Genomic DNA, 13,830 nt, shown 5'->3' on the forward strand with positions numbered 1-13,830 from the left:
AGGACGCGCCATCATGCTCGACGCCCCTGAAGCGACTCCCCTGCACGACCGCTCTCACCGACGGCCGGACCGGTCCTCCTCCTCGCGCCGGCGGTTCCTCCGCTTCGGCAAGGCGTTCGCGGTGTCCTCGGTCATCGCTCTGCTGGCCGTTCTCGGCGCGGTGTCACCGGCCGGCAGCGCAGCCGCAGCGGGCACGGGCCCCACGGCCGCCGACGTCACGACGGCGCACCCGAGGCTCGAGCTCGACCAGCAGTCGGTCGTCGATCTGCGAGCGTCGGTGTCGTCCGATCCCGCCGTCACCGCCGTATGGAACCGCGTCCGCGCGGAGGCCGACCGGATGCTCACTGAACCGGTTCTGAAGCGGAGCTCTCCGGACGGCATCCGCATCCTGGAGACGTCGCAGACCCTCGTCCAGCGCGCCCGGACTCTGGGCATCAGCTATTTGGTGACCGGGTCCCCCGCCTACGCGGACCGGCTCTGGCTCGATCTCGACGCGGCATCGAAGTTCGCCGATTGGAATCCGGATCACTTCCTCGACACCGCCGAGATGACGCAGGGGATGGCCATCGGCTACGACTGGCTCTACGCCCGCTGGACACCCTCCCAGCGGAGCACACTGAGCTCCGCCATCCAACGGCTCGGCCTCCAGCCGTCCGTGCCCGTCTATTCCGCGCCGGCGAACACCTCCGGCCCCTATGCGCACGGCGGCAATTGGGCCGTCGTCACCAACAACTGGAACATCGTGGCGAACGGAGGGATGATCGCCGGTGCAGTCGCGACGGCGCAGGACAATGCGGGCCTCTCCGATCGGATCCTCGGCTACGCGACCCCCAGTCTCCGCCGGGGCCTCGCGCAGTTCGGGCCCGACGGCGGGTACGCCGAGGGGCCGACGTACTGGGAGTACGCGACGCGGTATCTCGCCTCTGCGTTGAGCACACTCGATGTCGCAACCGGGACGGACTGGGGCCTGGCAGCCTCGCCCGGCGTCAGCACGACGGGCTACTTCCCCGTGCAGATGCTCGGGGCGTCGAAGGAGATGTACGACTTCGGCGACAGCGACTCGACGCAGCTCAACCCGCCGTCGCAGCTGTACCTGGCGAAGAAGTTCGACAACGCCGACTTCCTCTCCGTCGGCGGCAAGCAGACCGGCAGCGATGCGCAGCGGCTCATCTGGTACCAAGCCGCCACGACCGCCGCGGCCGGCCCCGGGGCGTCGAGGGACTCCTTCTCCGCAGCCGCCGGCGTGAGCACGATGAGATCGTCCTGGGACGCGGACGGCACCTCCGTCGGCTTCCGCTCGGCCAGCAGCCCCACGAGCGGGCACCAGCACCAGGACTCCGGCTCCTTCATCCTCGACGCTCTGGGCGAGAGGTGGTCCTCCGACCTCGGACGGGACGACTACAGCCTCGCCGGCTACTTCGAGGGCGAGTCCCGGTGGACCTACTACCGGAACAGGCAGGAGGCGCACAGCACCCTCCTCGTCGACCCCTTCAGAAGCTCGACCGCCTACGCGACCGGGCGGTCGACGATGGTCCGCTCGGACGCCAACGCCTCCTCGTCGCTGGCGGTCAGCGACCTGTCCGCCCTTCTCCCGGGCGGCACCACCTGGCAGCGGGGCGTGAAGCTCTTCGACGGACGCGACCAGTTCCTCGTTCAGGACGAGGTCGAGCGGTACGGCCCCGTCGAGGCGCTCTGGTCCATGAACACCGAGGCCCTGATCGACGTCTCGGACGACGGCCGCAGCGCCACCCTCTACCGCGACGGCCAACGGATGCTGGCCCGCATCGTCACCGACGACTCCTTCCGGTTCTCCGTCATGGACGCCGCTCCCCTGGCCACCTCACCGCGACCGGCCGGTCAGAGCTCGAACCTCGCCGACAGAAAGCTGACCATCGCGGCCTCCGGGACCGACAGCGTCCAGATCGCCGTGCAGTTCTCCCCGCTCCACGGCGACGCCCCCGTGGCAGCGGCAGCCCCGGTCGTCGGCCTGTCATCGTGGTCACTGGATGCGGTCGGGACGAGCCGGGCCACCGGCGTGACGGTGGGCGGCACCCCCCTCCCGTCCTTCGCGGGCGACGACGTCGCCTACACAGCAGCAGTCGACCCGACCGGCCCGGTGCCCGTGGTCGCCGCGCAGGCCGCGGCCGGATCGGTCGTCACCTCGACCTCGCCCGCCGCCGTTCCCGGCTGGGCCTCGACCACCATCACAGAGCCCGGCAGGACTCCGACCACCTACCGCGTCCTCCTCACACCGGGGCCGATCCGGATCGAGAGCGCGGTCGCCTCCCGGACGACGGCGGGGTCACCGGAGGTGACTTTCGACGGGACCGAGGGAACGTACTGGTCCACGTGGGGCGACAACTCGATCACGTGGCAGCTCGCGCGCGCCACGGCGGTCGAGCGCCTCGATCTCTCCTGGGTCGCCAACTCCAGTCGACTGTCGAAGTTCGATCTCCTCAGCTCCCCCGACGGCCGGACGTGGACCGCTCGTACCTCCGGGTCCTACCTCGGGACCGGCGGATGGGCCTCCGTCGCTGCGGCGATGCCCTCCGATTCCCGGTTCGTCCGCCTGGTCGGTCACGGGGACGGCACGAAGGACGTCTGGACGGCGCTGCGGGAGGTCAGGATCTACAGTTTCACCGAGGACGCGCACGTGCACGTGCCGGACAAGAGCCTCTCGTTCGCGACGGCCGCGATCTCCGCGTCCGAGGTGCAGGCCGGCGCAACGGCCGCGGCCTCGGCGACGGGTACCGGGCCGGACGGGCGGACGCTCCCCGCGTCCTCGGTGAGGCTCACGTGGGGCTCCTCCGATCCCGCCGTCGCCTCGGTCGACCGGTCGGGTTCGGTCACCGGGCGCACCGCGGGGACCGCCATGATCGGCGTGCTCGTCGAATCGGGCGGCGTCATCCGCTCGGCGAGCGTTCCGGTGACGGTGGTCGACAGGACGAAGGTCCGTCTCTACCCGACCGCCGACTCCTACGTCCAGGGCGGAGCATCAGCGGGCACCAACTACGGCGCCATCACCGGAATGCTCGTCAAGACCAGCGCCTCCACCACCACCGACCAGAGCTACACCCGCGTCGGCTACCTCCGCTTCGACCTCAGCGCCCTCCAGGGCCGCACCGTCACCGGCGCCACCCTCACCACCACCGCCGCCATCACCGACAACGGATCCCCCGTCCTCCTCGACTTCCACGACACCCCCACCACCTGGACCGAGAAGGGACTCACCTTCACCAACCGCCCCGCCCTCGGCCCCATCCTCGGCAGCACCCTCGTCGACACCACCAAGACCACCCGCACCACCGACCTCACCGACGCCCTCGCCGCCAAAGCCGCAGCCTCCACCCCCACCCTCTCCCTCGGCATCGACCAAGCCCACCTCCCCCCGGGAACAGCAGGCAGCGTCGTCCGAATCGAGACCCGCGAATCCACCACCACCCCCTACCTCGACATCACCTTCGACGACTGAGATCGGACGGCTCGGGCGGCCAGGCCGGAGCTCCGCGACGCGTCAGCGCACCGCCACCGTCGCGCGGTCGCGGCCGGTGAGGTCGCGCTGCGTGGTCGCTCCGCGCCAGCCGTCGGCGGTGAGCAGGGCGCGGATCTCGGCGCCCTGCAGCTCGCCGTGCTCCATCACCAGCACTCCCCCGGAGCGGAGCAGGCGGAGGGCGGTCGCCGAGAGCGAGCGGACGACGTCCAGGCCGTCCTCGCCGCCGTAGAGCGCCGAGGGCGGGTCGAACAGGCGCACCTCCGGGTCGCGCGGGACGGCGGCGGCCGGGATGTAGGGCGGGTTGGAGACGACGACGGAGACGGTGCCGTCCAGCTCGGGAAGCGCCCGGGCGAGGTCGTCGAAGACGATGCGGGCGTTCTCGAGCCCGAGCCGCTCGCGGTTGCCGCGGGCCCAGATGAACGCCTCGGGAGCGTTCTCCACGCCGATCACTCGCGCGTGCGGCACCTCGTGCGCGAGCGCGAGCGCCAGGGCTCCGCTGCCCGTGCCGAGGTCGACGGCGATCGGCTCCGGGTCGACGACCGCACGGAGCGCGTCGATCGCGATCTGCGCGACGCCCTCGGTCTCGGGTCGCGGGACGAACACGCCGGGTCCGACCGCGAGCTCGAGCGAGCGGAACGGCGCGATCCCGGTGATGTGCTGCAGCGGCTCGCGAGCCGACCGGCGCTCGATCGCGCTCGCGAACGCCGCGGCGTGCTCCTCGTCGACAGTCAGCCCCGTGATGAGGCGCGCCTGCAGCCGGCCGCGGCCGAGCCCGAGCAGGTGCCCGAGAAGCAGCTCCGCATCGACGTCCGGCGTGGGGACGCGGGCGGCGGCGAGGCGGGCGACCGCGTCCGCGAGGAGGGTGCGCGCGTCGACGCCGGTGGTCACGAGGGTCACGCCTCCTCGGAGCCGATGTCGGCCAGGCGGGCCTCCTCGTCGGCCTGGATGGCGCTCTCCACCACCGGGTCGAGCGCGCCGTTCATCACGCCGTCGAGGTTGTACGCCTTGTAGCCGGTGCGGTGGTCGGCGATGCGGTTCTCGGGGAAGTTGTAGGTCCGGATGCGCTCGGAGCGGTCCATCGTGCGGATCTGCGTCTTGCGCGCGTCCGAGGCCGCCGCGGCGATCTCCTCCTGCTGGCGGGCCAGGATGCGAGCGCGCAGCACGCGCATGCCCGCTTCACGGTTCTGCAGCTGGCTCTTCTCGTTCTGCATCGACACGACGATGCCGGTCGGGAGGTGGGTGATCCGCACGGCGGAGTCGGTCGTGTTGACGGACTGCCCGCCGGGACCGGAGGAGCGGTAGACGTCGATCTTCAGGTCGTTCTGATTGATCGCGACCTCCTCGGGCGCGTCCACCTCGGGGAACACGAGCACGCCCGTGGTCGAGGTGTGGATCCGCCCCTGCGACTCGGTCACGGGGACGCGCTGCACCCGGTGCACGCCGCCCTCGTACTTGAGGTGCGCCCACACGCCCTGCGAGGGATCGGTGGCGTTGCTCTTGATCGCGACCTGCACGTTCTTGTAGCCGCCGAGGTCGGACTCGTCGCGGTCGAGGATCTCCGTCTTCCAGCCCTTCGCCTCGGCGTAGTGCAGGTACATCCGGAGGAGGTCGGCCGCGAACAGCGCGCTCTCGGCTCCGCCCTCGCCGCCCTTGATCTCCATGATGACGTCGCGGCCGTCGTCGGGGTCGCGCGGGATGAGCAGGCGCCGCAGCTTCTCCTGCGCCACCCGCAGCGACTCCTCCAGCTCGGGGACCTCCTCCGCGAAGGCCTCGTCCTCGCGGGCGAGCTCGCGCGCGGCCTCGAGGTCCTCGCCGGCCTGGATCCAGGCGGAGTGGGCCGCCTTGATCTGGCTCAGCTCCGCGTAGCGCCGGTTGACCTTCTTCGCGCGGGCGGCATCGGCGTGGAGGGCCGGGTCGGAGAGCTGCGTCTGCAGGTCCTCGTGCTCGGCGAGGAGGACGCTGACGGATTCGAACATGGGGTCCTGGCTTCCGGAGGTGGTCGGGGTCGGGCTCATCGCCCGGGGACGCGAAAACGTCCGCGGCCGCCCCCCGTGACAGGGGCGACCGCGGACGTCGGGGCGCTAGTGGTGGCCGTTGCCGTGGCCTGCGGTGGCCGGGCCGACGGCCGACTTCGAGACCTGCATGAGGAACTCGACGTTGGACGAGGTCTCCTTCAGGCGCGACAGGATGATCTCCAGCGCCTGCTGCTGGTCGAGCCCGGCGAGGGCGCGGCGCAGCTTCCAGGTGATCTTGACCTCGTCGGCGCTGAGCAGCATCTCCTCGCGGCGCGTGCCGGAGGCGTTCACGTCGACGGCGGGGAAGATCCGCTTGTCGGCGAGGTGGCGGGAGAGGCGGAGCTCCATGTTGCCGGTGCCCTTGAACTCCTCGAAGATCACCTCGTCCATCTTCGAGCCGGTCTCGATGAGCGCCGTCGCGAGGATGGTGAGCGAGCCGCCGTTCTCGATGTTGCGCGCCGCGCCGAAGAACTTCTTCGGCGGGTACAGCGCCGAGGCGTCCACACCGCCCGAGAGCACGCGGCCCGAGGGAGGAGCGGTCACGTTGTAGGCGCGGCCGAGACGGGTGATGGAGTCGAGCAGCACGACCACGTCGTGGCCCAGCTCGACCAGGCGCTTGGCGCGCTCGATCGCGAGCTCGGCGACGGTCGTGTGGTCCTCGGCCGGGCGGTCGAAGGTGGAGGCGACGACCTCGCCGCGCACGGTGCGCTGCATGTCGGTGACCTCCTCCGGACGCTCGTCGACCAGGACGACCATCAGGTGGACCTCGGGGTTGTTCTGCACGATCGCGTTGGCGATCTGCTGCAGGACGATGGTCTTGCCGGCCTTGGGCGGCGCGACGATCAGGCCGCGCTGTCCCTTGCCGATCGGGGCGACCAGGTCGATGATCCGCTGGGTCAGCTTGCCGGGCTCCGTCTCGAGGCGCAGGCGCTCGGTCGGGTAGAGCGGCGTGAGCTTCTGGAACTCGACGCGCGCAGCGGCCTCCTCGACGGTCTGGCCGTTGATCGAGTCGACGCGGACGATCGCGTTGTACTTCTGGCGGCCGCCGCCCTCGCCCTCGCGGGGCTGGCGGATGGCGCCGACGACCGCGTCGCCCTTGCGCAGGTTGTACTTCTTGACCTGTCCGAGGGAGACGTAGACGTCGCTGACGCCGGGCAGGTACCCGGTGGTGCGCACGAAGGCGTAGTTGTCGAGGACGTCGAGGATGCCGGCGACCGGGATGAGGACGTCGTCCTCGCCGATCTCGGGCTCGAAGTCGTCGCCGATCGCTCCGCCGCGGCGCTTGCGGTCGCGGTAGCGGCTGCGGCGGCCGTCCTCGCCCTCGGCCTGCTGGCCGTTCTGGGGCTGTCCGGAGCCGTTCTGCTGAGGAGCCTGCTGGCCCTCGGACTGCGCGGCGCGCGCGCCCTGACCGTTCTGCGGCTGGGACTGCGCGGCGGGGCTCTGCTGAGCATCGTTCTGGCGGTCGTCCCCGCGGTTGCGGTTCCGGTTGCGGCGGTTGCGACCGCGGCCGGTGCTCTGCTGGTCGCCGTTCTGCTGCTGGTCGCCGCCCTGCTGCTCCTGCTGGTCGCCGGAGTCGGAGGAGTCGGCGTCGTTCTCGGCGGGCGCCTGCTCGGCCTGCTCGCTCTGCTCGGAGGCGCCCCCGCGGCTGCGGCGGCGTCCGCGGCGCTCGCGCTGGCCGCCCTCGCGGGAGGAGTCGTCCGACTCCGGCCCGTTGGGCAGCTCGATGTCGATGACGGGCTTCGCGGCCTGGTCGGCGTCGCGGTCCTGCTCGATGACGGGGAGGTCGGGGATCAGCGACTCGACGCCGGTCCCGCCGGGGATGTTGAGGTGCTCGCCGGCGGCGACGGTGCCGCTGGAGGCGCGGCGCGAGCTGCGTCGGCGGGGCGCGCGCTCGGCGGGCTCGGCGACCGGCTCGGCCGCCGCGGGGAGCTCGAGCTCGACGGGGGCCGACTCGGCGGCCGTCGCGGAGGGCTCGTCGACGGTGGGCGCGGCCTGCTCGAGGACGTCGGCCGTGTCGGCCTCGGTGCTCTCGACGGGCGTCGGCAGCTCCGCCGGCGCCTCGGGCTGCGGAGCGGACTGCTCGGCCACATCGGCCGGCTCGGCCTCGACGCCGGTGGCGTCGACGTCCGGGGCGACCGCTGCGTCGTCCGGAGCGACCGCGTCGGCGATAGCGGCGGGCGCGTCCTCGGCGGAGGCGGCGCGCAGGTCCGAGATGGCCTGGACCAGCTCGCCCTTGCGGAGCTTGGAGGCGCCGCCGAGGCCGAGCCGCGTCGCGAGAGCCTGGAGCTCGGCGACGCGCAGACCGGAGAGGTCGGCGGTGAGGTCCACGGTCGAGCCGTAGGTGTTGACGTCTGTCACTGGAGAGGGTTCCTTCCCCCCGGGAACGAGTGCTCACCGGGAGAGCTCATCGACCGTGCGGTGCCATCGCGTGTTCTGATCCACGCGATGCTCTCGGCCGCCGGGACCGACTGCCGCAGAGAGCGAGGAGAGGGCCCGGAGACCAGGCGCCGGTCTGCAAGAGGAGCAGGGGCGCCCTTCACACGATGTGATGGCCGTGGTTGTCGGGACGATCCGTCGGACAGATTCCGCTCGTTACGCGGTTCCTCGGGATGCGGTCCCCACTGTAGCACCCTTGAAGTCGACGGCCAGCATGTGCGCGCGCCACGGCGTGGGGGCCTCCCGCTCCACCAGATCCGCGGCGGCGAGGCGCTGGGCGGGGTCGCTGCAGAGCACCAGGACGCTCGGTCCGGCACCCGAGACGACGGCGGCGTAGCCGTTCGAGCGCAGCAGCGCGATCAGCGCTGAGGTCTCGGGCATGGCGGCCGCGCGGTAGTTCTGGTGCAGCTTGTCCTCGGTCGCCGCGAACAGCAGCTCCGGGCTCTGGATGAGGGCGGCGATCAGGAGCGAGGAGCGCGAGACGTTGAACACCGCGTCCTCGTGCGGCACGCTCTGCGGCTGCAGCGAGCGGGCCAGCCGCGTCGACATGGTGTGCTCGGGCACGAAGACGACCGGGGACACGCCGCGGTGGACCATGAGCTTCTTCGAGCGCGGGCGCAGCGGCGAGTCGTCGGCGCCGGAGGCGTGCGGCTCGACCCAGGCGATGGTGAGGCCGCCGAACAGCGCGGGCGCCACGTTGTCGGGGTGCCCCTCCATCTCGGTGGCGATGCGGAGGAGGTCGTCCGAGTCGAGCTCGACGACGCCCTCGAGCAGGCCCTTCGCGGCCATGATGCCGGAGACGATCGCGGCGCCGGACGAGCCCATCCCGCGGCCGTGCGGGATGATGTTGCGCGCGATCACCTCGATGCCGGGCATCTCCTGCCGCTGGTCGGCGAACGTGTACGCGATGGCCTGCACGACGAGGTTCGTCTCGTCGGTCGCCACCTCGCCCTCGCCGACTCCGTGCACGGTGACCCGCGCACCCGTGGCCGCGACGGCCGTCACGTCGAGCTCGTCGTAGAACGAGAGCGCCAGGCCGAGCGTGTCGAAGCCGGGGCCCAGGTTCGCCGAGGTGGCGGGGACCTTGACGTGGACGGTGCGGCCGACGGGAACCGCCGAGGTCATGCGCCGGCCAGCCCCAGCACGTCCGCGATCGCGGCGGTGTCGACCGGGACGACGGTCGGCGTGATGTCCGCGCCGTCGGCCGTGCGGAGCGCCCACTGCGGGTCCTTGAGCCCGTGGCCGGTGACCGTCAGGACGACGGTCGCGTCCTTCGGGATCGCTCCGGCCTCGGCGCGCTCGAGGAGCCCCGCGACGCTGATCGCCGACGCCGGCTCGACGAAGACGCCGACCTCGCCCGCGAGGATGCGGTACGCCTCGAGGATCTTCTCGTCGCTGATCGCGCCGAAGTAGCCGTCGCTGACGGTGCGCGCGTTGAGGGCGAGCTCCCACGAGGCCGGGTTGCCGATCCGGATCGCGCTGGCGATCGTCTCGGGGTGGCGGACCGGGGCGCCGTGCACGATCGGAGCGGAGCCCTCGGCCTGGAAGCCGAACATGCGCGGGAGGCGGGTCGACTCGCCGCGCTCCAGCTCCTCCGAGTAGCCGCGGAAGTAGGCGGTGTAGTTGCCCGCGTTGCCGACCGGGACGATGTGGAAGTCCGGAGCATCGCCCAGCACCTCGACGACCTCGAAGGCCGCGGTCTTCTGGCCGGCGATGCGGTCCGGGTTCACCGAGTTGACCAGGTGGACCGGGTAGTTCTTCGCGAGGTCGCGGGCGATGTCGAGGCAGTCGTCGAAGTTGCCCTGCACCTGCAGCAGCTGCGCGTTGTGCGCGATTGCCTGGCTGAGCTTGCCCAGGGCGATCTTGCCCTCCGGCACCAGGACGGCCGCGGTGATGCCGGCGTGCGTCGCGTAGGCGGCGGCCGACGCGGAGGTGTTGCCGGTCGAAGCGCAGATGACGGCCTTCGCGCCGTGCTCGACGGCCTTCGAGATCGCCATGGTCATGCCGCGGTCCTTGAAGGAGCCGGTCGGGTTCATGCCCTCGTACTTGACCCACACCTTCGCGCCCGTGCGTGCCGAGAGGGCCGCCGCGGGGATGAGCGGCGTGCCGCCCTCGCCGAGAGTGATGACCGGGGTCGCCTCGGTGACATCGAGGCGGTCCGCGTACTCGTGCAGGACTCCGCGCCACTGCTTGGCCATCTCAGGCTCCTTCAACTCGTAGAACGGACGTCACGGCGCCGACGAAACCATGCGAATGGAGGGCGGTGACGGTGGCCGCCAGATCGGATTCCGCCGCGGCGTGCGTGCCGATGACCAGGGTAGCGGTCGGCTCGCGCCCCTCCGCACCGCCCTGCTCCTCCAGCGGGTCGGCGCCGGGCGGGGTCTGCACCAGGGTCTCGACCGAGACGCCGTGATCGGCGAAGACGCCCGCGATCTGCGCGAGCACGCCGGGGCGGTCGAGCACCTCGAGGGTGACCTGGTACCGGGTCGTGACGTGGCCGATCGGGAGGACCGCGAGCCCGGAGCTCGCGCTGGTCACCAGGCCGGGGCCGCCGACGACGTGGCGGCGGGCGGCCGAGACGACGTCGCCGAGGACGGCGGAGGCCGTCTCGATCCCGCCGGCGCCGGCGCCGTAGAACATCAGGTCGCCGGCCGCCTCCGCCTCGACGAAGACCGCGTTGTTGGCCCCGTGCACGGCCGCGAGCGGGTGGGAGCGGTGCACGAGCGCGGGGTAGACCCGCGCGGACACGCCCTCCACGCCGGTCTTGGCGTCGGTCAGCCGCTCGCAGATCGCGAGCAGCTTGATCACGTAGCCGGAGTCGCGGGCCTGGTCGACCTGCGCCTTCGTGATGCCGGTGATGCCCTCGCGGTGCACCAGGGCGACCGGGACGTCGGTGTGGAACGCGAGGCGGGCGAGGATCGCCGCCTTCTGCGCCGCGTCGTAGCCCTCGATGTCGGCGGTCGGGTCGGACTCGGCGTAGCCGAGCTCGGTCGCGCGGGCGAGCGCGTCCTCGAGGCTCGCGTGCTCGGTGTCCATCCGGTCGAGGATGTAGTTGGTCGTGCCGTTGACGATGCCGAGGATGCGGTGGACCCGGTCGCCGGCGAGGCTGTCGCGCAGCGGCCGGATGATCGGGATCGCGCCGGCGACGGCCGCCTCGTAGTTGAGCTGGGCGCCCACCTGGTCGGCGGCCTCGAAGAGCTCGTTGCCGTGGGCGGCGAGCAGCGCCTTGTTGGCCGTGATCACGTCCGCGCCCGACGAGATCGCCGTGAGGATGTGGCTGCGGGCGGGCTCGAGCCCGCCGATCAGCTCGACCACGATGTCGGCGCCCAGGATCAGCGACTCGGCGTCGGTGGTCAGGAGGTGCTTCGGGATGTCGGCGGTGCGGGGCGCGTCCACGTCCCTGACGGCCACGCCCACGAGCTCCAGCGGCGCCCCCACGCGCTGGGCGAGCTCGTCGCCGTGGTCGAGCAGGAGGCGCGCCACCTGGGCACCGACGGACCCGGCACCCAGCAGGGCGACGCGGAGGCTGCGGTACTCGATCATCGGGAGGTGGCCTTTCGTTCGATGCCGGCGTCGCGGCGGAGGAGGTCCTCCTCGGTCTCGCCGCGCACGAGGACGCGCGAGCGCCCGTCGCGGACGGCGACCACCGGGGGGCGCCCGAGGTAGTTGTAGTTGCTGGCGAGCGACCAGCAGTAGGCGCCGGTCGCGGCGACGGCGAGCAGGTCGCCCGGCCGCACGTCCGCGGGCAGGAAGTCGTCGTGGACGACGATGTCGCCCGACTCGCAGTGCTTCCCGGCCACCCGCACGAGGGCGGGCTCGGCCGAGGAGGAGCGGTCGGCGATCCGCGCCGTGTAGTCGGCGCCGTAGAGCGCCGGACGGGCGTTGTCGCTCATGCCGCCGTCGACGCTGACGTAGCGGCGGACCGCGGTCGAGCTCTCGGAGCCGACCGTCACGTCCTTCACGGTGCCCACCTCGTAGAGGGTGACGCCGGCGGGCCCGATCAGCGAGCGGCCGGGCTCGATCGCGATGTGCGGCACCGGGACGCCGCGGGCGGCGCACTGCTCGGCCACCGCGTCGGCGACGGCGGCCGCGATCTCGGCGATCGGCGTCGGGTCATCGGCGCTGGTGTAGGCGATGCCGAAGCCGCCGCCGAGGTTGAGCTCCGGCACGGGGCCGTCCGCGAGCAGAGCCGCGTGGACGTCGAGCAGGCGCGACGCCGACTCCGCGAACCCGGCGGAGCCGAAGATCTGGGATCCGATGTGGCAGTGCAGCCCGAGGAACCGCAGGGAGGAGAAGGAGCGGATGCGGGCGACCGCGGCCGGGCAGTCGGCGAGTGCGAGGCCGAACTTCTGGTCCTCATGCGCCGTGGCGAGGAACTCGTGGGTGTGCGCGTGCACTCCGCTGTTGACCCGGAGGCGCACCGCCTGCACGCGGCCGTGCCGCTCGGCCGCGGCTGCGACGCGCTCGATCTCGACGAGGCTGTCGAGCACGATCGTGCCCGCGCCCACCTCGACGGCCCGGTCGATCTCGCGGAGCGACTTGTTGTTGCCGTGGAGGCCGAAGCGCTCGGGCTCGATCCCGGCGGCGAGCGCCACCGCCATTTCGCCGCCGCTGGAGAGGTCGAGGTTCAGGCCCTCGTCGCGCATCCAGCGGGCGACCTCGGTCGAGAGGAACGCCTTGCCCGCGTAGTAGACCGTGACGCCGGTGCCGATGCGGCCGAGCTCGCGAGCGAAGACCTCGCGCATCTCCACGGCTCGGCGGCGGGCGTCGGCCTCGTCCACCACGTAGAGAGGAGTGCCGTGCTCGCGCACCAGCTCGGCGACGGGCACTCCGGCGATCCGGATCCCGCCGTCCTCGCCGCGCTCGGCGCTGTCCGGCCACACGCCGTCGGCCAGGGCGTTCGGGTCGGCGGGCGTGTGCAGCCACTCAGGCGCGAGCGGATGCCGGGGGGCGCGGGCGCGGGCGTCGACGGTGTCCACGGGTGAGACCTCACAGGAGAGAGTGGGAGCGTCACTGCGGGGCGAGCGGGTCCGGATTGACCCCTGAAGCCAGCGATGTCAGTGTTCGGCCCGCGGAAGACGCCGGCACAGGGCTCCGATCCTACCGGTCCGGGGCGGCGGCGCCGCGCGGGCTCAGGCGCAGGTGCCCGGTTCCTGCTCCGCGGGGTCGCTGAGGAACGTCGGAGAGAGCGCGAAGCTCGCGTTCAGCGACTCGTCGGCGACCTCGACCCCGGTCAGCGTCAGTCCGCGCGGTACCGAGTCCGCGATGCACACGGACGACGGAGCGAGCAGGTCGCCGGAGACGGCGCCGAAGCGGTCGCGGAAGTCGGTCGCCGAGAAGGTCGCACCGGCGGCGGAGACCTCGGCCGGGGTCAGCCGGATGGCGCCGTCCACGGCGGCGAGCTCCATCCCCACGCCCGCGCCGAGCCGGAGGCCCAGCACCTCGACGGAAGCGGTCACGCGCACGAGCGGAGCGTCCAGCGTCACCTCGTCGACAGGAACGGTGCTGCGCTCGGTGACGAGCCGCGAGACCGAGGCCGCGTCGATCGCGACCGTCGTGCTGCCCGACTCGACAGCTCCGACGCCGCTCACCGGCACCCCGATCAGGGTCGCGGCGACGTCGCCGTCGAGCTCGCCGAACGTCACGTCCGAGCTGCGCAGGTCGAGCCGGTCCAGCCGCCCCGAGACGAGCTGCGGGAGAACGGCCCAGCCGGCGACGTCGACGTCCACCGCCCGGTCCGCGGGCAGTGCGAGCGCCTCGCGGAGGCTCGCGGCGGCGCGGTCCGCGACGGCGCGGCGGGCGAGCGAGTCGCCCACCACTGCCGCGACCACGAGCAGCACCAGCACCACGACGACCACCACGGCCGCGCGTCCCCCGCGCCGGCGC

The 13,830-nt window shown here is 72.3% G+C and carries 9 protein-coding genes; 1 reads left to right on the forward strand and 8 read right to left on the reverse strand.

All coding sequences use genetic code 11. The features are described from left to right. Positions 1-13: 13 nt before the first annotated feature. Positions 14-3,472, forward strand: coding sequence for a DNRLRE domain-containing protein (locus tag C5B93_RS00675; protein WP_104232722.1), 3,459 nt, complete (start codon positions 14-16; stop codon positions 3,470-3,472). A 42-nt stretch (positions 3,473-3,514) separates the two neighbouring features. Here C5B93_RS00675 and prmC read toward each other — a convergent pair whose 3' ends face one another. The 8 genes from prmC to C5B93_RS00715 form a co-directional block, all read right to left on the reverse strand. Next, the gene (gene prmC, locus C5B93_RS00680; RefSeq protein ID WP_104266954.1) at positions 3,515-4,390 is read right to left on the reverse strand and encodes a peptide chain release factor N(5)-glutamine methyltransferase; all 876 of its coding nucleotides are present in this window, start codon (positions 4,388-4,390) and stop codon (positions 3,515-3,517) included. Further along, a complete protein-coding gene (gene prfA / locus C5B93_RS00685; protein ID WP_104232724.1) occupies positions 4,387-5,469 on the reverse strand; it encodes a peptide chain release factor 1 in 1,083 nt (360 codons plus the stop codon). Before prfA ends, prmC begins: the two co-directional genes overlap by 4 nt. 105 nt (positions 5,470-5,574) lie before the next feature. After that, positions 5,575-7,866, reverse strand: a complete 2,292-nt coding sequence (gene rho, locus C5B93_RS00690; protein WP_104291531.1) for a transcription termination factor Rho — start codon at positions 7,864-7,866, stop codon at positions 5,575-5,577. 234 nt (positions 7,867-8,100) lie between these two features. Beyond that, positions 8,101-9,069 carry a homoserine kinase gene (thrB, locus tag C5B93_RS00695; RefSeq protein ID WP_104225562.1) on the reverse strand — a complete coding sequence of 323 codons (969 nt, stop codon included), beginning with the start codon at positions 9,067-9,069 and terminating at the stop codon, positions 8,101-8,103. Then, entirely contained in the window at positions 9,066-10,142 is a 1,077-nt protein-coding gene (gene thrC, locus C5B93_RS00700; RefSeq protein ID WP_104223003.1) for a threonine synthase, read from the reverse strand. Before thrC ends, thrB begins: the two co-directional genes overlap by 4 nt. 1 nt (position 10,143) lies before the next feature. After that, the gene (locus tag C5B93_RS00705; protein ID WP_104232726.1) at positions 10,144-11,487 is read right to left on the reverse strand and encodes a homoserine dehydrogenase; all 1,344 of its coding nucleotides are present in this window, start codon (positions 11,485-11,487) and stop codon (positions 10,144-10,146) included. Beyond that, complete coding sequence (gene lysA, locus C5B93_RS00710) at positions 11,484-12,923, reverse strand: diaminopimelate decarboxylase (protein WP_104291532.1); 1,440 nt, start codon at positions 12,921-12,923, stop codon at positions 11,484-11,486. Before lysA ends, C5B93_RS00705 begins: the two co-directional genes overlap by 4 nt. A gap of 153 nt (positions 12,924-13,076) precedes the next feature. Beyond that, positions 13,077-13,805 carry an LmeA family phospholipid-binding protein gene (locus tag C5B93_RS00715; protein WP_104262485.1) on the reverse strand — a complete coding sequence of 243 codons (729 nt, stop codon included), beginning with the start codon at positions 13,803-13,805 and terminating at the stop codon, positions 13,077-13,079. Positions 13,806-13,830: the final 25 nt, after the last annotated feature.

Source organism: Rathayibacter sp. AY1A2 (genome assembly GCF_002930935.1).
GTDB lineage: Bacteria > Actinomycetota > Actinomycetes > Actinomycetales > Microbacteriaceae > Rathayibacter.

Excerpts from the sequence above, each read along its gene's own strand:
- C5B93_RS00675 (WP_104232722.1), top strand. The coding sequence starts at position 14 with ATGCTCGACGCCCCTGAAGCGACTCCCCTGCACGACCGCTCTCACCGA.
- C5B93_RS00705 (WP_104232726.1), bottom strand. The coding sequence starts at position 11,487 with ATGATCGAGTACCGCAGCCTCCGCGTCGCCCTGCTGGGTGCCGGGTCC.
- thrC (WP_104223003.1), bottom strand. The coding sequence starts at position 10,142 with ATGGCCAAGCAGTGGCGCGGAGTCCTGCACGAGTACGCGGACCGCCTC.
- prfA (WP_104232724.1), bottom strand. The coding sequence starts at position 5,469 with ATGTTCGAATCCGTCAGCGTCCTCCTCGCCGAGCACGAGGACCTGCAG.
- thrB (WP_104225562.1), bottom strand. The coding sequence starts at position 9,069 with ATGACCTCGGCGGTTCCCGTCGGCCGCACCGTCCACGTCAAGGTCCCC.